At 68.6% G+C, this 22332-nt stretch carries 17 protein-coding genes; 5 read left to right on the top strand and 12 right to left on the bottom strand.

Features of this window, described 5'->3' with window-relative positions:
- Positions 1–30 precede the first annotated feature (30 nt).
- Positions 31–1524, top strand: coding sequence for a CCA tRNA nucleotidyltransferase (locus G6N64_RS06275; protein ID WP_163796096.1), 1494 nt, complete (start codon positions 31–33; stop codon positions 1522–1524).
- An 18-nt stretch (positions 1525–1542) separates the two neighbouring features.
- Entirely contained in the window at positions 1543–2034 is a 492-nt protein-coding gene (locus tag G6N64_RS06270) for a pullulanase (RefSeq protein WP_163796095.1), read from the top strand.
- On the opposite strand, the gene G6N64_RS06265 is transcribed toward G6N64_RS06270, so the two are convergent.
- Together G6N64_RS06265 and G6N64_RS06260 are read right to left on the bottom strand one after the other, a co-directional pair.
- Entirely contained in the window at positions 2031–2813 is a 783-nt protein-coding gene (locus G6N64_RS06265; protein WP_163796094.1) for a TIGR03084 family metal-binding protein, read from the bottom strand. The two genes, G6N64_RS06270 and G6N64_RS06265, sit on opposite strands and share 4 nt — an antisense overlap.
- Before the next feature lie 9 nt (positions 2814–2822).
- The gene (locus tag G6N64_RS06260) at positions 2823–4109 is read right to left on the bottom strand and encodes an MFS transporter (protein ID WP_163796093.1); all 1287 of its coding nucleotides are present in this window, start codon (positions 4107–4109) and stop codon (positions 2823–2825) included.
- A gap of 149 nt (positions 4110–4258) precedes the next feature.
- Here G6N64_RS06260 and G6N64_RS06255 point away from each other — a divergent pair, with 149 nt between their 5' ends.
- Positions 4259–4864 (top strand): YqgE/AlgH family protein, encoded by a 606-nt coding sequence (locus G6N64_RS06255; protein ID WP_163796092.1) that lies wholly within the window; start codon positions 4259–4261, stop codon positions 4862–4864.
- A 4-nt stretch (positions 4865–4868) separates the two neighbouring features.
- Here the strand turns inward: G6N64_RS06255 and G6N64_RS06250 are convergent, their stop codons facing one another.
- Complete coding sequence (locus G6N64_RS06250; RefSeq protein ID WP_163796091.1) at positions 4869–5210, bottom strand: hypothetical protein; 342 nt, start codon at positions 5208–5210, stop codon at positions 4869–4871.
- A gap of 58 nt (positions 5211–5268) precedes the next feature.
- A complete protein-coding gene (locus G6N64_RS06245; RefSeq protein WP_163796090.1) occupies positions 5269–6177 on the bottom strand; it encodes an LpqN/LpqT family lipoprotein in 909 nt (302 codons plus the stop codon).
- A 246-nt stretch (positions 6178–6423) separates the two neighbouring features.
- On the opposite strand from G6N64_RS06245, the gene leuS reads away from it, so the two are divergent.
- The gene (gene leuS / locus G6N64_RS06240; RefSeq protein WP_163796089.1) at positions 6424–9273 is read left to right on the top strand and encodes a leucine--tRNA ligase; all 2850 of its coding nucleotides are present in this window, start codon (positions 6424–6426) and stop codon (positions 9271–9273) included.
- A 55-nt stretch (positions 9274–9328) separates the two neighbouring features.
- Here leuS and G6N64_RS06235 read toward each other — a convergent pair whose 3' ends face one another.
- Positions 9329–10999 (bottom strand): amidase, encoded by a 1671-nt coding sequence (locus tag G6N64_RS06235; protein ID WP_163796088.1) that lies wholly within the window; start codon positions 10997–10999, stop codon positions 9329–9331.
- A gap of 2 nt (positions 11000–11001) precedes the next feature.
- Positions 11002–11655: an SDR family oxidoreductase gene (locus tag G6N64_RS06230; protein WP_163801479.1), complete on the bottom strand. Its 654-nt coding sequence runs from the start codon at positions 11653–11655 to the stop codon at positions 11002–11004.
- A 99-nt stretch (positions 11656–11754) separates the two neighbouring features.
- Between G6N64_RS06230 and ggh the strand changes: the two genes are divergently transcribed.
- Positions 11755–13095, top strand: coding sequence for a glucosylglycerate hydrolase (gene ggh / locus G6N64_RS06225; protein WP_163796087.1), 1341 nt, complete (start codon positions 11755–11757; stop codon positions 13093–13095).
- Positions 13096–13228: 133 nt separating this feature from the next.
- Here ggh and G6N64_RS06220 read toward each other — a convergent pair whose 3' ends face one another.
- The 6 genes from G6N64_RS06220 to G6N64_RS06195 all read right to left on the bottom strand — a co-directional run bounded on the left by G6N64_RS06220 (position 13229) and on the right by G6N64_RS06195 (position 22297).
- Positions 13229–14482, bottom strand: a complete 1254-nt coding sequence (locus G6N64_RS06220; protein ID WP_163796086.1) for an acyl-CoA dehydrogenase family protein — start codon at positions 14480–14482, stop codon at positions 13229–13231.
- Positions 14479–17946, bottom strand: coding sequence for an indolepyruvate ferredoxin oxidoreductase family protein (locus G6N64_RS06215; protein ID WP_163796085.1), 3468 nt, complete (start codon positions 17944–17946; stop codon positions 14479–14481). The genes G6N64_RS06220 and G6N64_RS06215 overlap by 4 nt, the downstream gene beginning before the upstream one ends.
- Before the next feature lie 55 nt (positions 17947–18001).
- Positions 18002–19366 carry an MFS transporter gene (locus tag G6N64_RS06210; RefSeq protein WP_163796084.1) on the bottom strand — a complete coding sequence of 455 codons (1365 nt, stop codon included), beginning with the start codon at positions 19364–19366 and terminating at the stop codon, positions 18002–18004.
- A gap of 39 nt (positions 19367–19405) precedes the next feature.
- Positions 19406–20218, bottom strand: a complete 813-nt coding sequence (locus G6N64_RS06205; RefSeq protein ID WP_163796083.1) for a class II aldolase/adducin family protein — start codon at positions 20216–20218, stop codon at positions 19406–19408.
- A gap of 130 nt (positions 20219–20348) precedes the next feature.
- Positions 20349–21566: a PucR family transcriptional regulator gene (locus tag G6N64_RS06200; protein ID WP_163796082.1), complete on the bottom strand. Its 1218-nt coding sequence runs from the start codon at positions 21564–21566 to the stop codon at positions 20349–20351.
- Between the two features lie 263 nt (positions 21567–21829).
- The gene (locus G6N64_RS06195; RefSeq protein ID WP_163796081.1) at positions 21830–22297 is read right to left on the bottom strand and encodes a MarR family transcriptional regulator; all 468 of its coding nucleotides are present in this window, start codon (positions 22295–22297) and stop codon (positions 21830–21832) included.
- Between the last annotated feature and the right edge of the window lie 35 nt (positions 22298–22332).

Raw genomic sequence — 22332 nt, 5'->3', positions numbered from 1 at the left:
GCCCAGTCGTTACGCTGCGCGCGCATTCGGATGGCCGCTCACGAGGCATTAAGCTCACCGCACGTGCCGAACGACACCACCGCCGATGCCGCGCTGCTGGCCGCCGCGATGCGCGCGTTGGCGCCCCACGCCTCCCTGCTCGCCGAGCTGGGTGCGCTGTTCGCCGAGGCGGGCCACGAGCTGTACCTGGTGGGCGGCAGCGTCCGTGACGCCGTGCTGGACCGGTTCGGAACACCGGACCTCGACTTCACCACCAGCGCCCGCCCGGCGGACATCCAGCGGATCGTCCGGCGCTGGTCCGACGGGCTCTGGGACACCGGCATCGACTTCGGCACGATCGGCGCCACCAAGGGCGACCACCGTCTCGAGATCACGACGTTCCGCGCGGACAGCTACGACCAGGTGTCGCGCAATCCGACGGTCGAGTTCGGCGACAGCCTCGACGACGACCTGGTCCGCCGGGACTTCACGGTCAACGCGATGGCGATCGAGATCACCGCGGCGGGCATCGGCGCCTTCCACGATCCGCTGAACGGCCTCGCCGCGGCGCGCGACCGGGTGCTCGACACGCCTTCGGCACCCGAGGTGTCGTTCGGCGACGACCCGCTGCGCATGTTGCGGGCGGCCCGCTTCGTCTCCCAACTCGAGTTCACCGTCGCGCCGCGGGTGCGCGATGCGATGGAGCGGATGGCCGATCAACTCGGCCGGATCACCGCCGAGCGGGTGGCGGCGGAACTCGACAAGCTGCTGCTCGGCAAGGACCCGATCGCCGGGCTCGACCTGATGGTGGAGACCGGCCTCGGTGCGGTCGTGCTGCCCGAGGTCGGGGACATGCGGATGGCGATCGACGAGCACCACCAGCACAAGGACGTCTACCAGCACTCGTTGACGGTGCTGCGCCAGGCCATCGACCTCGAGGGGCCGACGGGCGCGCCGGACCTCGTCCTGCGCTGGGCCGCACTGCTGCACGACATCGGCAAGCCCGGCACCCGGCGGCACGAGCCCGACGGCGGGGTCAGCTTCCACCACCACGAGGTCGTCGGCGCCAAGATGGCGCGCAAGCGGATGCGGGCGCTCAAGTACAGCAAGCAGATGGTCGACGACGTCTCGCAGCTGGTCTACCTGCACCTGCGGTTCCACGGCTACGCCGACGCCGGCGGGTCGGGCAAGTGGACCGACTCGGCGGTGCGCCGCTACGTCACCGACGCCGGTCCGCTGCTCGACCGGCTGCACAAGCTGGTCCGCGCCGACTGCACCACCCGCAACCGGCGCCGGGCGGCACGGCTGCAGGCCAACTACGACGACCTGGAACGCCGCATCGCCGACCTCGCCGAACGAGAGGACCTGGCCAGGGTGCGTCCCGACCTGGACGGCAACGAGATCATGCGGATCCTCGACATCCCGGCGGGCCCGCTGGTCGGTCAGGCGTGGAACTTCCTCAAGGAGCTGCGGCTGGACCGTGGGCCCCTCGACCACGACGACGCGGTGGCCGAACTGCACGAGTGGTGGAACGCCAGAAGCTGACGGCACGTCCTACTCAATGTGGACTACTGCCTGGGTGACGGGGACGGATCGGCGACGACGTGGACGGCGGAGCCCGGCCTCGACCTCGACGGGGACGGTGCCGAGGACGCGTTCGGCCTCGACTTCGACGGTGACGGCCTGCTCGACGACGCCCTGGCGGACCTCGACGGCGACGGCGTGGTGGATCACGCGGTGCTCGACGTCGGCGGTGACACCGAGCAGCGCTTCACCGACGACGGGTCGGGGACCTGGTCGGTGAGCGTCGACCGGGGTGCGCAGCTGCGCTGGTTCGGGCTCGACGGCGCGGAGTCGGTCGGTGGTCCGCTGGTCGACTTCGACGGCGACGGGGAGGCCGACGATCGCGTGCTCGACGCCGATCGCGACGGGCTGGCCGACCGCGCGCTGGCCGGCACGAACACCTACGTGGACACCGACCGCGACGGCGCGTGGGACGTCTGGCTGTCGGACTCCGACTCCGACGGCGCGGCGGACTCGGCGGGCGTGCCCTAGCCCCGCCCAGGTCCCGGCGGTCCCGCGAACGCCTGCGCGATGGTCAGCCACCGCGCGGCGTCGTCCCCGACCGCGGTCACGTCGAGGTCGGCCGGCGGACGGCGCTGGGTGACCAGCATGCAGAAGTCCTCGGCCGATCCCGTCACCCGCTGAGATGCGTCGGCGGGACCCCACGTCCAGGCGTCGCCGTCGGGCGCGTTCAGTTCCACGTGAAACGGTTCCGCCGGCGGGGTCAGTCCGTGCACGGTGAACGCGAAGTCGCGGGTGCGAACGCCGATGTGTGCGATCGACCTCAGCCGCGCGGTCGCCGGCCGCCGGACGTGCAGCGCGTCGGCGACGTCGAGACCGTGGGCCCACGTCTCCATAAGCCGTGCCGTCGCCATCGACGTCGCGCTCATCGGCGGCCCGAACCAGGGCAGCTTGCGACCGCCCTCGACGAGTGGCAGCGCGTCGTACAGCCGGGTGCGCGTCGCGCGCCAGTCGGCGAGGAGGTCGGCGGGCGGTAGCGCCGCCAGTTCCTCGGCGCCCGCGTCGACGAAGCCGGTCGGGTTCTGGGCGGCCTCGGTCAGCAGGTCGGTGAAACCCGCCTCGTCGGTCACGGAGACCACCGCGACGCGATCGGTCCACAGCAGGTGGGCGATCTGATGGGCGACGGTCCAGCCCGGCGCGGGAGTCGGTGTGCGCCAGCCGTCGTCGGGGAGTCCGGCCACGATCGCGTCGAGTTCGTCGCTCTCCGCGCGCAGGTCGGCAACGGTGCTCGTCAGCGCATCGGCGGCCATGGCGTCACCCTAGACGGGCGGTGTCGCGGGACGCGCACGCCTGCCGATGGTCACGTGGCCGGCGAGCCCGAGCAGGTAGACGACCGACCCGGCGACGGCCAGCCCGGTCGAGTGCCCGTCGTCGGGGATCACGCTGGCCGCGGCGCTGATGGCGCCGATGAAGGACACCCAGAACAGGGAGTCCTGCACGGTGAACACGTGCCCGCGCAGGGCGTCGTCGACGTCCATCTGCATCGCGGTGTCCGCGCACAGCTTGACCACCTGGCCGAGCGCGCCGAGCAGGAAGCCGCAGACGGTCATCACCGGCAGGTGCAGGCCGGCACCGCACAGCTGGACCACGGCGGCCAGCCCGAGCGCCCAGCTCGCCGTCGCGTACCGCCCCCAGCGCAGCACGACGGCCGGCGTCACCAGCGTCGCCAGGAACGAACCGAGGCCGGTCGCCGCAACGAAGAGCACGACGGTGCCGAACCCGCCGACGTCGGTCGTGCCGCTGTGCCGCACCAGGATCAGGACCAGCAGGGTGTTGATGCCGAAGACCACCCGGTGCGACGCGAGGCCGGTCAGGGTGGCGGCCACGGTCGGCACCGAGGCGACCGTCCGCAACCCGTAGCCCCAGCCCGTCGCGACGACGTAGGCCACCGACCCGTGTACCGCGCGGCGGCTGTCGTCGGGTCCCAGCGCGCGCGGCTTGAACCGGATCGAGAACCACAGCGCCAGGATCACCGGGACGGCGGCGCTGAAGATGATGACCGAGGCTCCGGTGTCACCCGACCCGAACAGCCACCGCGGCAGCAGCATGAAGTTGGCGCCGGCGAACGTGGCCACCGCGCCGGCGGCGGTCGCGACCGAGTTCATCGTCACCACCTGCTCGCGCGGCACGACGTGCGGCAGCGCGGCGGACAGGCCCGACGACACGAACCGGGTGAAGCCGTTGACGATCAGCGCGCCGCACAGGATCGCGAGGTCGCCCGCGCCGAACGCCAGCAGCGTGGCGACCACCAGCATCAGCAGCAGCCGCACCGAGTTGGCGCCCACCATGACGAGCCGTCGATCCCACCGGTCGAGCAGCGCGCCGGCGAACGGGCCGAGCAGCGAGTACGGCAGGAACAGGACCGCGAAGGCACCGGCGATGGCCCATGCGCTCGCCGCACGCTCGGGGTTGAACAGCAGCGCCCCGGCCAGTGCGGCCTGGAAGAGGCCGTCGCCGAACTGGCTCACCACGCGGAGTTCGAGGAGACGCTTGAACTCCGGGAGGCCGCGGAGGGCCCGCAGGAGGGCCACTCGCCTCCTCTGCATTCCTGACACTTCCGGTTCCGATCCATGGGACGCGACTGTTTCGACCTGGCGATCGGCGACTCGATCCACCCTACAAACGTCGGAGACACTCGGTGACGAGGCCGCGGTTGTTCTTCTCGCCTGACGGCCCCTGATGACATGATGGGCGGGTGGCGCAGTCAGACGACCCGGAGGACCACCTCGCGCCTGCGGCGCATCGGGTTCGGGCGGGGACGTTGTTGCTGGCCAACACCGACCTGCTCGAGCCGACGTTCCGCCGCAGCGTCATCTACATCGTGGAGCACAACGACGGCGGCACCCTCGGCGTGGTCCTGAACCGGCCGAGTGAGACGCCGGTGTACAACGTGCTGCCGCAGTGGACGAAGCTCGCGTCCAAGCCGAAGACGATGTTCGTCGGCGGCCCGGTCAAGCGCGATGCCGCGCTCTGCCTGGCGACGTTGCGCGTCGGCATGGACGCCGCCACGGTGCCCGGCCTGCGGCCCGTGCAGGGTCGCATCGCGATGGTCGACCTGGACGTCGATCCGGACTCGATCGCCCCGGTGGTCGAAGGATTGCGCATCTACGCCGGCTACTCGGGGTGGACCATCGGCCAACTGGACGGAGAGATCGAGCGCGACGACTGGATCGTGTTGTCGGCCCTGCCCACCGACGTGCAGGTCGAGCCGCGCGTCGACCTGTGGTCGCGGGTGCTGCGCCGTCAGCCCCTCCCGCTGTCGATGCTGGCGACCCACCCGATCGACGTCAGCAGGAACTAGAGCGTCACTTGCAGGACAGCGTGCACGACGCGCACGCGGTGCCGCAGCCGCCGACCGCGGACTCGGCGGCCTCGCGGCGGGCGACCGACTTGGCCGCCTGGTAGCAGCCCGCACCGACCGTCCCGATGGCACCGACCACGCAAACCACCAGCAGCAGCGGCGAGGCCCCGGCGAGCCCGGCGGCACCGCCCGCGGCGAGCATGACCGCTCCGGCCAACTGCGTCGGCGCGACCGCGCGCAACACCTGGAAGACCTGATCACCCGGACGCGGGCGGGCCAGCAGATACAGGCCGAGTCCGGCGACGACGACGGCGGCGCACAGGCACAGCACCGCGGCGATCAGCATGGAACCGAGGATACGAGCCTCCCCGGCCGATCGTCACATCCGGGCCGCCCGAGAGCGCCTAGCTCGGTACCGCCGCCACGGCGGGCAGGGCCGGCAGACCGGGTGCGGCCACCGGTGCCGCGGGCGCCGGCGGCGGTGCGGCCGGCGCGTCGGGCGAGGTGACGCGGAAGCCGTTGACGATGGCGTCCGTCGCATTGCCCGCGGCCACCGAGACCTGCGCACTGGTCGTCACCGCGAGCGACACCAGGAAGCGGTCGGGCCCGGACTGGGCGATGACGTTGCGGCGCGACGTGTTCAGCGTCATGTTGTTCTGCCGGTACGTGCCCTCGATGACCGACGACGGCATCCCGCCGAAGTCCGCCATCGACCCGTCGGTGGACCGCCAGGCGGGCAGCTGCTGGTTGTCGATGAAACCGTGGCTGATCGCTTCCTTGGGGTCGAAGTCGCCGACCAGCTTGTAGACGGTCAGCGCGGCGTTCGAGGTGTACAGGCCGTCGCCGCCGAGGCGGTCGGCGATCACGGCGAAGGCGTCCGGCACGTTGGGGTCGGGTACGTGGCTCCAGCCCTGCGGCAGCGGCAGCACGATGTTGAGCGCGGTGAAGCCGTTGCTCACCTGCGGCTCCATGGCCACGTTCTTCGACCGGAGGAAGTCGGCGACCGTGCCCGACGTGGCGGGGGTGATCGTCGGCACCGGCGGGACGACGGGTGCACCCGGGAGAGCGCCGGCGAGGCCCGTCGCTGCGGGACCCTGCGCGGCCCCGACGGGGGTGATGCCCGCGGTGGCGGGAGCGGCGGGCACACCCGCCTGCACGGTGACGGTCTGGGTGATGGTGGCGGGTGCGGGTTGCGGCGGGATCGGGAGGCTGGGCTCGGCCGAGGCGGTGGTGCCTGCGAAGCCGAGCACGCCGGCGACGCCGACGGCCACGCCTCCCGTGACGAGGCCCCATCGGCGGGCAGTGGAGAACATCTCCTGGCGTTCCTTCCAAATCACGTGCGGTGCGTCGACCTCGCTGGTCGCGTGCGGTCTGATGCAGGTCAGGCGCCGACCATAACCGCGGCCGGGCACCCCGCTCTACGACCGGAACCGACCTGCAACCGACCTCTCACCGGTCTGCAACGGAACCGATACCAAGCCGGGCGCGCCGGTGCCCCGGACCGGACCGTGCGGGGTACTCGTGGGCCCTCGGCGGCCGGCGATGACTACCCTGTTCACGTGACTGACCTGCCCGTCGACGCCTCCGACACCCCCAAGCACCGCTACAACGCGGACCTCGCCGGGGTGATCGAGCAGCAGTGGCAGGAGGCGTGGGCCCAGCGCGGCACGTTCCACGTGCCCAACCCGGTCGGCTCGCTGGCGCCGACCGACGGCACGCCCGTGCCCGCCGACAAGATGTTCGTGCAGGACATGTTCCCGTACCCGTCGGGCGAGGGCCTGCACGTCGGCCACCCGCTGGGCTACATCGCCACCGACGTCTACGCCCGCTACTTCCGGATGACCGGTCGCAACGTGCTGCACGCGCTGGGCTTCGACGCGTTCGGCCTGCCCGCCGAGCAGTACGCCGTGCAGACGGGCACGCACCCCCGCACGCGTACCGAGGCGAACATCGTCAACTTCCGCCGCCAGCTCGGACGGCTCGGGCTCGGCCACGATGCCCGTCGCAGCTTCTCGACCACCGACGTCGACTTCTACGAGTGGACGCAGTGGATCTTCCTGCAGATCTTCAACGCGTGGTTCGACCCGGTGGTCGACAAGGCCCGTCCGATCGGCGAGCTGATCGCCGAGTTCGACTCCGGCGCACGGTCGCTGGACGACCGCCGGTCCTGGGCCGAGCTGTCCGAGGGCGAGCGCCGCGACGTCGTCGACTCCTACCGCCTCGTGTACCGCGCCGACTCGATGGTCAACTGGTGCCCCGGACTGGGCACCGTGCTCGCCAACGAGGAGGTCACCTCCGAGGGGCGCAGCGACCGCGGCAACTTCCCGGTGTTCCGGAAGCGCCTGCGGCAGTGGATGATGCGGATCACCGCCTACTCCGACCGGCTGCTCGAGGACCTCGACGTGCTGGACTGGCCGGACAAGGTCAAGGCCATGCAGCGCAACTGGATCGGTCGGTCCACGGGTGCCGAGGTCCGCTTCGCCACCGACGCCGGCGACGTCGAGGTGTTCACCACCCGCCCCGACACGCTGTTCGGTGCGACGTACATGGTGCTGGCGCCGGAACACGAACTGGTCGACGCGCTGGTGGGAAGTCAATGGCCCGACGGCACCGACGAGCGATGGACCTTCGGCGCGGCGACGCCCGCGGAAGCGGTGTCGACCTACCGGGCGGCGATCGCGGCCAAGTCCGACCTCGAGCGCCAGGAGAACAAGTCGAAGACCGGTGCGTTCACCGGCGCGTATGCCACCAATCCGGTGAACGGACAACGAGTTCCGGTGTTCATCGCCGACTACGTGCTGGCAGGCTACGGGACCGGCGCGATCATGGCGGTGCCGGGGCACGACCAGCGGGACTGGGAGTTCGCGCGCGAGTTCGGCCTGCCCGTGGTCGAGGTCATCGCCGGTGGCGACGTCACCGAGGCGGCCTACGGCGGTGACGGGACCATGGTCAACTCTGGCGACCTCGACGGGCTGAGCATCGCGTCGGCCAAGGAGGCCGTCATCAACCGCCTGGAGGCGGAGGGCCGCGCCCGCGCCCGCGTCGAGTACAAGCTGCGGGACTGGCTGTTCGCGCGCCAGCGGTACTGGGGTGAGCCGTTCCCGATCGTCTACGACGCCGACGGCCGGGCCCACCCGCTACCGGATTCGGCGCTGCCGGTGCAGCTTCCGGACATCCCCGACTACGCGCCCGTACAGTTCGATCCGGACGACGCAGACAGCGAGCCGTCGCCGCCGCTGGGCAAGGCGACCGACTGGGTGAACGTCGAACTCGACCTGGGTGACGGCTTGCAGCCCTACACCCGCGACACCAACGTGATGCCGCAGTGGGCGGGGAGTTCCTGGTACGAGCTGCGTTACGCCGATCCGCACAACTCGGAGACGTTCTGCGACAAGGAGAACGAGGCCTACTGGATGGGCCCGCGGCCCGCCGAGCACGGCGCTTCCGATCCCGGCGGCGTCGACCTGTACGTCGGCGGCGTCGAGCACGCGGTGCTGCACCTGCTGTACTCCCGGTTCTGGCACAAGGTGCTCCACGACCTCGGTCACGTCAGTTCCCGCGAGCCGTACCGCCGCCTGGTCAACCAGGGCTACATCCAGGCGTTCGCCTACACCGACTCGCGGGGCTCGTACGTCGAGGCGTCGAAGGTCGTCGAACGCGACGGGAAGTTCTACTACCCGGCCGACGAAGGCGAGATCGAGGTCGCGCAGGAGTTCGGCAAGATCGGCAAGAGCCTGAAGAACTCGGTGTCGCCCGACGAGATCTGCGACGACTACGGCGCGGACACCCTGCGCGTGTACGAGATGTCGATGGGACCGCTCGAGGCGTCCCGGCCGTGGGCCACCAAGGACGTCGTCGGCGCGTACCGCTTCCTCCAGCGCGTGTGGCGCGTCGTGGTGGACGAGGAGACCGGGGTCGAGAAGGTCGCCGACCACGAGGCCGTCGACGACGAGACCCTGCGACTGCTGCACCGCACCATCACCGGCGTCGCGGAAGACTATGCGGCCCTGCGCAACAACACCGCGGCCGCCAAGCTGATCGAATACACCAACCACCTGACCAAGGCGGGGGTGACGGCGCGGGCCGCCGTGGAGCCGCTCGTGCTGATGGTCGCGCCGCTGGCGCCACACCTGGCCGAGGAGCTGTGGCAGCGCCTGGGTCACGACACGTCGCTGGCGCACGGGCCGTTCCCCGTCGCCGATCCGGCCTACCTGGTCGACGACACCGTCGAGTACCCGGTGCAGGTCAACGGCAAGGTGCGCGGCCGCATCACGGTGGCCGCCGACGCCGACGCCGACGCGGTGGAGGCCGCCGCGCTCGCCGACGAGAAGGTGTCGGCGTTCCTCGCGGGCGCCACGCCGAAGAAGCTGATCGTCGTCGCCGGCCGACTGGTCAACATCGTCGTCTGACTTGCGATTTGTGCACCCGCAGCCGCGCTCACCGCGGTCGCGCGTGCACGAATCGCTACAGCGGAGGGGTGCGCGGCGGGGGAGTGCGGCGCGCACCGAGCGCCTCGAACGCCGCGGCGTAGCCGAGCAGGGCGACGTCGTCGTACGCGCGGCCCGCGAACGTCAACCCGACGGGCATCCCGATGTCGGCCATCGTGCCCATCGGCACGGTCACCGTCGGGATGCCGAGGTGCCGGATCGCGAGGTTGCCGTTCGCCACCCACACGCCGTTGCGCCAGCCGAGGTCGGCCGACGCCGGGTTCACGTCCATGTCGGCCGGACCGACGTCCGCAACCGCGGGAAACATGACGGCGTCCAATCCCGTTGCGGCCAGCCACTCCTCGAGATCGATCCGGCGGGTCTCCTCCAGTCCGCGGAGTCCGTCGGCGAGACCGGGGATGGCCGGGAACGAGTCGATCGGGTGCTCGCGCAGGAACGCGGGGTACTCGTTGATGTCGTCGTCGAAGCCGGTGTACCGGTCGGGCAGTGCGCCGTCCGGGTGCGGGAAGATGCGGCTGCCGTCGACGTCGGCGAGGCGGGACAGCGCGGGATCGCCGTTGGCGCGCAGGAAGTCGTCCCACGCCCAGGCCGACAGGTCCCAGATCTCGTGCCGGAGGAACTCGGGTTCGACCAGTCCGCGGGTGGTGAGCGTCGGGGCGCCCGCACGGTCACCCTCGTAGTTGGTGACGACCGGGAAGTCGACCTCGACCACGGTCGCACCGGCCGCCTCGAGGTCGCGGCGGGCCGCGTCGAACAGCTCCAGAATCGTTGGGCGCGTGTCGATCCGCTGGCCCGTGGGACCACCGATGCCCGTCGCTTCCACCCCGGCGTCGGGATCGGCGTTGACGTACATCCGCGGGACGCCGAATCGCAGGCTGCGCAGATCCCGTGCGGGGAGGTCGCGGAAGGAGGACGGCCGGACGTCCTCGACACGCGGGATCGGCACCCACGGCTGGGCGCGCCAGAAGTCGCCGCGGGTGTCGGGGTCGTGGGCGACGACGACGTCGAGCACCTCGAGGAGGTCGGCCATCGACCGGGTCTGCGGCACCACGACGTCCATGGTGGGCACCAGCGGCCAGCCGCCGCGGGTCGAGATCATGCCACGCGACGGGGTGTAGGCGCACAGTGCGTTGTTCGACGCGGGGCCGCGGCCCGACGACCACGTCTCCTCGCCGATACCGAACGCGCACATCGACGCCGCGGTCGCGGTACCCGACCCGTTCGAGGAGCCGGATCCGAAGGGTGCGGTCAGATAATCGACGCTGTAGGGACTCTCGGCCCGTCCGTATAGTCCGCGCTGCATTCCGCCGTTCGCCATCGGCGGCATGTTCGTCAGCCCGATCAGCACCGCGCCGGCGGACCGGAGCCGTTCAATCACGAACGAATCCTGCTGCGCGACGAGGTCGGCGAACGCCGGACTGCCCGCGGCCACCGTCAGCCCGCTCGCGAGGTAGCTGTCCTTGGCCGTGTACGGGATGCCGTCGAGCGGACCGAGCGTGCGGCCTGCGGCGCGGCGGGCGTCGGAGGCCGCTGCGGCGGTGCGGGCACCGGGGTCGCGCACCACCACCGCATTCAGGTCGTAGGCGTCGATGCGCGCGAGGTAGGCGTCGAGCAGCCCGACCGCGGTGACCCGGCCGGTGTCCAGCGCGTCGCGCAGGTCGGCGATCGATGCCTCGTGGACGTCCATGGCTATCGCGGCCGGATGATGACTTCGTGGACGTGCGCGTCCGGCGGCGTCGCGATCGCCTGCGCGACCGACAGCGCGACGGTCTCGGCGGCGAGGAACTGCTCGGGCACGTAGTCGCGCTCCTCGTAGGCGATCAGGTCGCGCTGCATGTCGGTGTCGATGCGGCCCGGGTGGATCGAGGTCACCCGCAGATCCTTCTCGTCGGCGCGCAGCGAGTCGGCGAAGGACCGCAGCGCGAACTTGCTCGCCGAGTACGACGCGAGGCCGGGGGAGGCGTTGATGCCCGACCCGGAGTTGATGAAGACGACGTGCCCGCGGGCGGCGCGCAGCGCGGGCAGCAGCGCCAGCGTCAGCGCGACGGGTCCGACGACGTTGACCTCCATGGTCGCCCGCCACTGCTCGGGGATGGTCTCGGCCACTCGGCCCGGATAGGCGACGCCCGCGTTGTGGACCAGCACGTCGAGTTCGGTGATCGCCTCGACGACCGTCTCGACGTCCTCGGTGTCGGCGAGGTCCACCGGCCACGTGGTGGCGCCGTACAGCTCGGCGACCTCGTCGAGGCGCCGTGACGGGCGACCGGCCATGAATAGCGTGTGGGTGGGCGCCAGGGCTGCGGCGATGGCCCTGCCAAGGCCCGCCGAGGCGCCGGTGATCATCGCCGATGGAGTCTGTTCTTCGCGCAAGCGCTCATCCGAAGGCACGCCCAAGAGGTTACCGACCTGCGAAGCGGGCGGCTTCGTCGCATGATTGACCCGATGCCACCCGACCCGACCTTCGCGTCCACCCAGCTCGCAGCCCGCGCCGCGTACCTGCTGCGGGGCAACGACCTGGGCACGATGACCACCGCCGCACCCCTGCTGTACCCGCACATGTGGAGCTGGGACGCCGCGTTCGTGTCGATCGGGCTGGCCCCGCTGAGCGTCGAACGGGCGGTCGTGGAGCTCGACACGCTGCTGTCGGCGCAGTGGCGCAACGGGATGATCCCGCACATCGTGTTCGCCAACGGCGTCGACGGCTACTTCCCCGGCCCCGCCCGCTGGGCGTGCTCTGCGCTGACCCCCAACGCGCCGGCAGGCCGCCACACGTCGGGCATCACGCAGCCGCCGGTGCACGCGATCGCCGTGCAGCGCATCCTCGACAACGCCCGCACCCGCGGCCGGTCGACCCGGGCCGTCGCCGAGGCGTTCCTGGACCGCCGGTGGCCGGATCTGGTGCGCTGGCACCGCTGGCTGGCCGAGGCCCGCGACCCACACTCCCGCGGCCGGGTCACGCTGTACCACGGCTGGGAGTCCGGCATGGACAACTCACCGCGCTGGGATGGTGCGTACGCCAACGTGATTCCGGGTGAGGTGCCTCCGTATCAGCGCGAGGACAACAAGATCAACACCGATGCAAGCCAGCGCCCGTCCGACCTCGAGTACGACCGCTACCTGTGGCTGGTCGAGGAGATGAAGTCCGCCCGGTACGACGACGAGCTGCTGCAGAAGGTGATGAGCTTCGCCGTCGAGGACGTCTTCGTCTCGGCGATCCTGTCGGTGGCGTGCACGGTGCTGGCCGAGATCGGCGAGGACTACAAGCGGCCGCTCGCCGACGTGCGTGACCTCTACGCCTGGGCCGACCGGTTCCGCGGCGGAGTGGTCGAGGCCGCCGATGAACGAACCGGTGCGGCAAGGGATTACGACACCCGCACGGAGAGCTGGATCTCGACCGAGACCGTCGCGCAGTTTGCCCCGCTGCTGTGCGGCGGACTCCCGCACGAGCGGGAGCGGGCAGTGCTGCGGCTGCTGGAGGGTCCGCGGTTCTGCGGCCATCCCGACCTGAAGTACAGCGTCATCCCGTCGACGTCACCGGTGTCGCGGGACTTCCGCGCCCGTGAATACTGGCGCGGTCCGGTGTGGCCGGTGATGACGTGGCTGTTCTCGTGGTGCTTCGCTCGGCGGGGGTGGGCCGAGCGGTCGGCGATGCTGCGCCGAGAAGGGTTGCGCCAAGCCAGCGACGGGACGTTCGCGGAGTACTACGAACCGTTCACGGGCGAGCCGCTGGGCAGCATGCAGCAGTCGTGGACCGCTGCGGCCGTGCTGGATTGGCTGGGCTGACACGCCGAGTAGGGATGGAACCACCCCCGCGTGTCGCGCTCCTGAGGTTGCCCGGATCGTGGACACGGGCTGACGACACCAGCTCCGCAGCGCGACGCGCCCGCACGGCCGGCCGGCCAGAAACCGGCAGTCGTCAACCGGTGATTTCACGCCCGAGGATCTGGCGGGCGATCACCCATCGTTGGATTTCATTGGTGCCCTCGTAGATTTCGCCGATCTTGCTATCTCGGTAGATCGCCTCGACTGGGCCTGCAGCACCGTCGCCGCCGCGCTCGATCGTGAAGCCGAACCCACCGAAGGCCTGCACGGCGTCGCGGGCGATGTCCACGGCGAGACGTGACCCGACCATCTTGGCCATCGCCGCCTCGGGCTCGGGGAACCGAACGCCGGCGTCGAGGCGAAGCGCCGCCTTGAGGTAGAGGGACCGCGCCATCTCTAGTTCAGTGGCGCGTTCCGCCATCAGGAATTGCCAATGCTGCATCGAACCGAGCCGCCGACCGAAGGCTTCCCGCGTGGTGAGGTGGTGAGCCATGTGATCGAAGGCGGCCTGAGCCATCCCGACACCCGCCGCAGCGATGCCGATGCGACCGTACGTCAAGGTTTGCAGGGCGATCTTGAGGCCGTTCCCCACCTCGCCGAGCACGTGATCGTCGGAGAGTTCGACATCGTCGAGAATGACGTCGGACGTGATCTGGCCGCGATTTCCGAGCTTGCGGTCCGCCGGCCCGATCGTCACCCCTTCGGCACGGGTGGGGACGATGAAAGTGGTGAGACGGTCAGCCGTGCTGGCCAGGACAATGATCACGCCTGCGGCAACGGCGTTCGTGATCCATCGCTTTCGCCCCCTCAGCTTCCAGCCCGTTGCGGTGCGTACGGCAGTGGTCTGGACCGCCGCCGGCGTCAGATCGCTGGACGCCGCCGGCTCGCTGGTCGCGAACGCCGCGACGACGTCGCCCGAGATTACCGGCAACAGCCAGTCGTCCTGCTGAGCGGTCGACCCCTGTGCGAGCGCGTTGCCGGCCAGAATGCAGTGCACGTCGAACATAGCGGCGATCGAGTTCGAGTGATAGGCAAGCTCTTCGACCGCTACGGCCGTGCACGCTGCTGGGTGGTCACGCCCGTCGCCGCCCACCGCAGTCGGGAACGGCACGCGGTACAGTCCGCGCTCGGCCAAGGCCCCGAACACGTCGCGCGCGAATCCGTCGATCCGCTCGTCTCCGTTGGCGATACGTGCCGCCACGGGCGCCACCACGTCGCGAGCCATGGACCTGACCAACTCGCGGACCTCGAGCACATCCGTCGGGCTGTCGTCGTGATATAGCCGGTCGGCAATGCGTTCGGGAGTGGGAACGGATGTGGCTTCGGGCGTCTCTCGCATCATGGTCATGCGATGGTGAGTTCCTGCACTCGGTCGTAGTACCGGGCGACGTTCTTGAGCTTGACTTCTTCGTAACCTCGGATGAGGTCCGGCGCCTCGGCGAGCGCCACCGCGCGGTCGTAGGAACGCGCCGAGAGGCACGCGACGCTGTTGCGAAGTTGGCCCCGGTATTCTGCGACCAGGGTGCGCTCTAGGCGCCTTACCTTGGCCGAACCGAACGGATCGAGCGGCGTCCCGCGCAGGAAGCGCCCGCGGGCGAGCAGCCTGAGAATAGGGCGAGTCCACGGCCTCAACGAGATCTTCCGGTGCATTCCGAGCGCGCGCAGGATGGGCGGATGGAGCTGAAAACTCAACCGACCGCTGGGGACCACGGACTGGGCCTCGGTGAGGAACTCCGGGTCGGTCAGCAACCGGGCGACCTCGTATTCGTCCTTGTATGCCATCAGCTTGTAGAGGTAGCGGGCGGCGGCCTCACTGAGTCCCGTCGACGACCCGAGTGCGCGTTCGGCATGCCAGACGGCCCGGAGGTCGTCGACGTAGGTGAGCGCTAAGCGCTCGCTCTGGTAGCCGACCAAGTTCTGGGCGCGGATCTTCGCCAACCGCAACGTCGCTCCGGCGAAGCCGGCCTTCATGACAGCGGCTTCCACCCGCTGGTTCACCTGGCGCAGTGTGGGCTGTCGAATCGGCACGCAGTCGGGATCGACGGCGATCGCACGTCCCCACCGGAAGGCGGCGATGTTCGCCTGCACGGCAACGCCGTTGGCGCGCATGGCGTTCTCCAGATGCACCTCTGGGATAGGTAGACTCCCGTTCTGATACGCCATGCCGACCAGTAGCAGGTTGGCCGCGGTGGTAGACCCCAGCACCTCCTTGGCCACCGCCAGGGCATCGATTGTGCAGACCTGTCTTGAGCGGCTGCGCATCCGCTCGATCAGCATCCGATCGTCGGGATAGGCCGTGCTGCCGTCGAAGACCATGTCGCCGGTCGGCGTCTTGCTGGTGGACGCGATCGTCGTCGTACGCTCGGGGTCTGCGTATCCCGCGGATTTGGCGTCCGCGGCAACGAGGAGATCGAAGGCAAGGAGGAGGTCGGCTCCGCCTTCTCCCACTCGGTTGGTGGCCGCCACCTCATCGGATGTAATCCGCAGATGGGACACCACGGGGCCGGCCTTCTGACTTAGACCCGTCTGATCCAGACCCGAGGCGCGATAGCCGGCATCGGCGGCCGCTGCGGCGAGGATCCGGTTCACGGTGAGAATGCCCGTGCCCCCGATTCCCGCGAGGAAGATGTCGGTGTTGCGCATGCGGGGCGGCACGACGTCGGCGACCACCGGCGGTACGGGTCGGCTCGGCGGTGCCGCCGATCGCCTGATGTCCTCATCAGGACTGACCTCGATGGTGACGAAGCTCGGGCAGTCGCCCTCCAGGCACGAGTAGTCCGTATTGCAGGAAGACTGGTCGATCCGGGTCTTCCGACCGAACTCCGTCTCGACGGGCTGCACCGAAAGGCAGTTGCTCTTGACGCCGCAATCGCCGCAGCCTTCGCACACCGCCTCGTTGATCACGACGCGAGTGGTGCGGGCAGGCAGCTTGCCGCGCTTGCGCAACCTTCTGGCGTTGGCCGCGCACTGCTGGTCGTAGATGAGAACGGTTACTCCGGTGACCTCGCGGAGCAGTCGCTGCGCCTCGTCGAGGCGCTCGCGTGGCCATAGCGTCGTGCCCTTCGCCAATTTGACGCGTCGGTAGCGTTCGGGTTCGTCGGCGCAGACGATGATCCGCCTGACGCCCTCGGCCATCAGCTTTCTCGTCAGTGCCGGAACGGCCATACCGCCTTGCGGACTCTGGGCTCCGGTCATGGCGACCGCGCTGTTGTAGAGCACCTTGTAGGTCACGTTCACCCCCGCTGCGATCGCCGCCTGAAGGGCTAGTTGTCCCGAGTGGAAGTACGTTCCGTCGCCGACGTTTTGGAAGATGTGCTGGACGTCGGTGAACGCCGCCTGGCCGATCCACTGGGCACCTTCACCACCCATCTGAGTCCAACCGGTGATGGCGGCGTCCTCCCGCGCAGATACCGAGGCCAGGGTGTGACAGCCGATCCCGCCCGCCGCCAGTGAGCCGTCGGGGACCGCCGTTGAGCGGTTGTGCGGGCATCCGGAGCAGAAGTACGGAGTCCGCTGCGTCGGCAGAAGGGGTAGCGCTAGCCGCGTCGACGGAGCGCGTCGAATGTGTACGTATGGTGTGAGAACTCGGCGCAGCGGGCCGTGCAGTCGATTCGCGACGAGTTCGCCATCCGGCGGCACCAGTACTTGGCCGTTCTCATCGCGTTTACCCACCACGGTGGGCCGTCGATCAGCATGGTAGAGAATATCTTTGACCTGTGATTCGAGGAGAGAGGACTTCTCCTCGACGACCACGACGACGTCCAGGCCGGTCGCGAAGTCGAGCACCCGTGGAGCGCTCAGCGGGTAGGGCGCCGCGACCAGCATCGTACGAATGCCGTCCTCGGCGAGCTGGCCGTCGTCGAACCCAAGGTCTTGGAGAGCCTGACGCGTCGCGTCATAGGGTGCGCCCGCGGCGATGATGCCCACTCGCGCCGACTCCAAGTCCCCGCCGACGGAGTCGACGTCGTTGGCGTTGACCATCGCCTCGACCATCTTCCAGCGGGGTCCGACCAAGTCCGCTTCAGCCAAGACGCTGTCGGCGGGGGTCGCGATCCGACGTTGGACGTAGGTCCACGGTCGACCATCCCAGTTGATCTCTGGGCGGGTGATTTCGAGACCGGCCACGTCTCGCTCAAGCATCCAGAGGCCGTCCGCGACGTCTGCCACGATCTTGACCGCGACCCAGCATCCGGAAGCCCGCGACAGCTCGACTGCCCGCACCGTGTGCTCGACGATCTCGTCCGCGTTGCGGGGGTAGAAGAAGGGAATCTTGAGTGCTGCCAGTGTCGCATCGCTCACGAACGGCAGCGTCGAGGACTTGCAGGCGGGATCGTCCCCGACGTAGGCGACGACCCCGCCTCGGGGGTCCGTTCCGTAGAGGTTGGCGTGGCGGATGGCGTCGGAAGCTCGGTCGAGGCCGGGACCCTTGCCGTACCACACCCCGAGGACGCCGTCGACGCGCCGCGCGCCGCTCGGTAGCGTCTGCTGGCTGCCCCAGACGGCTGTCGCGGCGAGCTCTTCGTTGACACCCTGGGATAGCTTGATTGAATGCTGCTCGTCGAGCCCAGCGGTGTCGGCGAGGAGCGTGTCAAGGCCCCCCAGTGGCGAGCCCTGATAGCCGGACACGAACGTCGCAGAGTTGATTCCATTGCGACGATCGCGGGCACGCTGGGCGATGAGTGCGTGCACGATGGTCTGCACGCCGGTGTGAACACCAGTCTCGACCATCCCGTTTTCGGTGGCTTCGCCAGCGGATCGCTTGCTGGTTACATCGAGGGCGAGCGGCGTTGCGGAGGTGGTGAGAGTATTCATGATTCCTCAAAAAGACTGGGCGAATTATCGTCGGCTACGTTCCTGAAGCGTCCGATCAATTGACTCGTGCGCCGGCAGCTTCCCGGCCCGGTTCGTCGTCCGGTGCGCCGAACACTTCGTGCGGAGACCGCTTGCTCGCCGGCCACGTCTCGCGTGTGGACATCGCCGAGACGAGTCCGATAAGTCCCACCACCGCCATCAGTCCCGCCACTCCGACCCACCCCACGCTGGCGGCCAGAGCGGAGGCGATCAGCGGGATGAAGCCGCTGATGGACGCCGAGAGTTGGTACCCCAGCGATGCGCCTGATTGGCGAGTGCGGGTGTTGAACAACTCTGAGAAGTACGCGCCTTGGACGCCGGCCAGGCAATCGTGGGCAATGGCCTGAGCGAGAACGACTCCGAGGACGATCAGCCAGACGGATCCGGAGTTGACCATCCAGAACAGGGGAAATGCGATCGCGGTGGTGACGAGACATCCGGCGATGTAGACCGGCCGACGGCCAAAACGGTCGGACAGAGCGCCGAAGAACGGGGTCGTGAACAGGCCGATCGCGGAGGCCACGATGATAGCGGTCAAGCCAACACGTTTGTCCGCCACACCGCTCTGGGCAAGGTAGCTCAACAAGAAGGTCACCGTGATATAGAAAGCGCATGTCTCGGCCATCCGGAGCCCGATGACGCGGAGCACGGTGGCGGAGTCATGACGGAGGACGTGTAGCACCGGGAATCGGATCGTTTCCGAGTTTTCGGTCACGTCTTCGAACTCAGGGGATTCCGACAGCCGCAACCGGATGAAGATCCCGATGCCGACGAGGATGGCGCTGAGCATGAACGGGATACGCCAGGCGAGTGAGCTCTCGACGTTCGCGGTGGCGAAGAACGCGAGGTTGGCCAACAGAAGACCTAGCGGCACTCCCGCTTGCGGGATGGCCGCAAACACACCCTTCCTTCGACGGGGGGCGTGCTCGAATGCCATCAGGATCGCGCCTCCCCACTCGGCGCCAAGCGCAATGCCTTGGACCAAGCGAACCGCCACGAGCAGAATGGGAGCGAGGATTCCCACCTGATCGAAGGTTGGCAGAAATCCGATCGCGACGGTCGCCAGCCCCATGACGAGAAGCGAGACGACGAGCACGGGTTTACGACCAACTCGATCCCCGAAGTGGCCACCGATGATGCCGCCTACGGGGCGCATGACGAACCCGACTGCCAATGTCGCAAAGGCGAGCAGGGTGCCAGTCAGTGGGTGGTCCGACGGAAAGAACGCGGGACCGAGGTATAGCGCCGCGGCGGTTCCGAAGATGAGAAAGTCGTAGTTCTCGACCGTCGCGCCGATACTGCTGGCGATGGTGACCCGAACGCGGTCGGGTGATCCGCTCTCGACTTCCTGCGGGCTGCGTGAAGCGTCCGTCCTGGACATGGGGGCTCCTTTGCTCGGTGCCGGGGGAGTGATAGAGGATCAGTTGAGGAAGTCGGGCTGCTCTTTGGCGATGGATTCGTAGATCGGTTGAAAGTTCAACCAGCCCATGTACGGCGATCCGATGTGACGACGGGTATGTCGCGCCGCTTCCGGGGACACCGGCCTCGGCGGGTTGCCCGATGCTTCGACGAGCAGCTGCACCCGGCATGCGTGCTCGAGTGCGATGAACCACCAGGCGGCCTCGTCGATGCTGTGTGTTCCGGCCGAGAACAGGCCGTGATTCTGATGGATGACCGCCTTGTTGGCACCAAACTGGGCACCCACCTTCTTGCCCGCGTCGACCTCGACCACGACGGCGCCGGCTTCCTCGCTGATCACGGCGTGATGCTCGTAGAAGATGCACACGTCTTGTGAATTGGGCGGGAGAGGGCGGCCCATGGCTGCCCAGGCGGCTCCGTGGACGGTGTGGGCGTGGCAGGACGCGATGATGTCCGGATTCGCTTCGTGAATGGCGGAATGCAGGACGAAGCCTGCACGGTTGACTGCGTACTCGCCTTCGACCACGTTGCCCGCATGGTCTGCGAGGACGAGGGAAGAGACTGTGACCTGTGAGAATGCGACCGCGAACGGGTTCGTCCAGTAAAGAGAGGGATTCTCGGGGTCTCGGACGGTGAGATGGCCGCCAACGCCGTAATTGAAGCCGAACTTCCCGAAAGCGCGGCATGCGGCTGCCAGTCGTTCCTTGCGATGCTGGCGTTCCTTCGCAACCGTCTCCAAGGGCGGTGTCGACGGGAACTTAAGGCCTTGCTGCTCCGGCTGGTAGATCGACTGGCGATTGAGCGTGTCCGTCATGCGGTGGGTTCCTTTGCCTATCCGGGTGACTGTTTGGGGTACTCAACCCATGGTTTCCGGATGTGACTCGCACCACAACCGCACCTTGTCTCAAGTCGGTGCGGGCACTTTGCACGGTTTGTAGGAAGCCTCAGGACGCGGTCGGCGCGGACCCACGTGTCCGGTATGCGTCGACCAGTTCCATCGTTTGAAGCCCGAGGTGGATGCGCTGGCGTGCCTCGCCGTCGCGGAGCTTCATCTCCAGCTTGTCCTCAATCTGGTTCAGCCGGTAGTAGAGCGAAGTCCGATGCAACGACATCTGATTGGCCGTCTCGGGAATCGACCCGGCCTTGCTCAGATAGCAGGCCAGGGTAGGGATGAGTATGCCGTGTGTGTCGTGATCCACAAGTCGATGCAGCCCGGTTGGGACCAGATCGTGGAGCCGCTCGAAGGGGATCTGAAGAAGCGCGGCGAACGCGCCGAGGTCGGCGAACGCCGTCACTGGCGGAAAACGTGGCAAGAGCCACGCCGCACGCGCAGCCAGCGACGACTGGTGACGGCGCCGAGCCATTTCGGCCGGAGGCGCCGAGTCCGCGGGCAGCCCCAGCACGCAGGACGCGTCGGGGCCGAGTAGGGCGGCCACTGATCCCAGGACCGTTCGACCCATTGACGAAACCTGCGTGTCGGTGATCGACGGTTCACTGATCAGCGCGACCGTCGCCGCGCGACCGTCGTACGAATGCAGCAAGCCCATGCCAATTCTCGACTCGGCAGTCGCGAGACCCGCGTCGATGGTCGACGCGACGTCGTCGGTGGAGGCGTCCTCGGAGTCGATCAGCATTGTCATGACGAGGACACCAGGTATCGGACCGTTCATGACCTGCGGTGCGGTGGCAACTGCCGCAAGGCGGACGTTCTCGTCGTCGCTCAGCAGGTCTACCAGGAGGGCGGCACGCGAAGCGCGGCGCTCTTGATCGTCATGCCGCCCGGGATCTAGGACGCTGGCGAGCGATCGCGCCGTCTCCAGCGTCGAGTGCATGTGGTCATCGGCGAGGCCCTCCCCAGACTCGTCGATGATCATGAGCAACGCGAGCAGGTTGGACCCGCGGCGTACGGGGATGATCAAGCGCTCCTTGAAGCCCAGCGACGGCTCGGCCGGTATCCTGCCCGGGGCGGTCCATCCTCGAAGGCCAAACGAGTGCATGTAGCGGTACACCTCGGGAACGGCCGCGCGCGCGAGGATTGCGCGAATGCGGGCTTGGTCCTCGTCGCTGTAGTGCGAGCTGATCGCGCGCATTCTCAGTTCGGGGTCTGTGACGGTGATCGACCGTTGCAGTTGCGTCGCGAGCCGGTCTACGAGCTCCTGCACACCAAGACTCGACAAACCCGTGGACTCCTCGACCTGCCGCGACTGCGGTACTCCCTTTCGACAACGTAGTCTCGCCAACGCCTGGGTGTTCTCGAGTTGGGCGAAATACTCGGGCCGGCATGTGGTGGACGGCCCGATACGCACGGCGGTGGCAGCGCTTGTGCGGCCGTCCCGCCGATGTCGACCTCGCCGGCACGTCGATCAGCCCAATCTCGCTCGCCACAAACTAAATCGGACTGAATTCGGGTTGCGCGGCTGAGAACTCAGGTCACGGCTTGTTCGGTGAGCCGGGTCAGCGGGGCCAGTGCGGCGGCGAGCGCGTCACGCTCCTCGGGGGTGAGCTTGGTCAGCATCGCCGCCAGCGCCGCCCGCCGGGTCGCGAGCGCCTCGCGGTGCTGCACGAGACCGCGCGGGGTGACGTCGACGAGGACGGCGCGCAGGTCCGACGGATCCCGCGACCGCTTCACCAGACCGAGCTTCTCCAGCCGGCGGATCGCGACGGTGGTGGTCGGCGTGCGGACGCGTTCGTGGGCGGCGAGCTCCGTCATGCGGATCGGCCCGAGGTCGAGCAGCGTCAACAGGATCGACAATTGCGCGAGCGTGAGGTCCGCACCGGGTTGGTCGTCGTTCCTATGGGTGTCGCCGGTGCGCCGGAGCACGGAGAACAGCTTGGAGAGCACCTGCTGCAGCTCCCCGGCCAGTTCAGTGACCTGCGGTTCGGTTTCCACCATAATTCGCTAGTCTAACCTGTCAGCTGCTGTCAGCA

The sequence above is a fragment of the Mycolicibacterium sediminis genome (assembly GCF_010731735.1).
In the GTDB taxonomy this organism is placed as follows: Bacteria; Actinomycetota; Actinomycetes; order Mycobacteriales; family Mycobacteriaceae; genus Mycobacterium; species Mycobacterium sediminis.
Note: the sequence above shows the minus strand (reverse complement) of the source record. Positions and strands in the feature narration are given on the sequence as shown.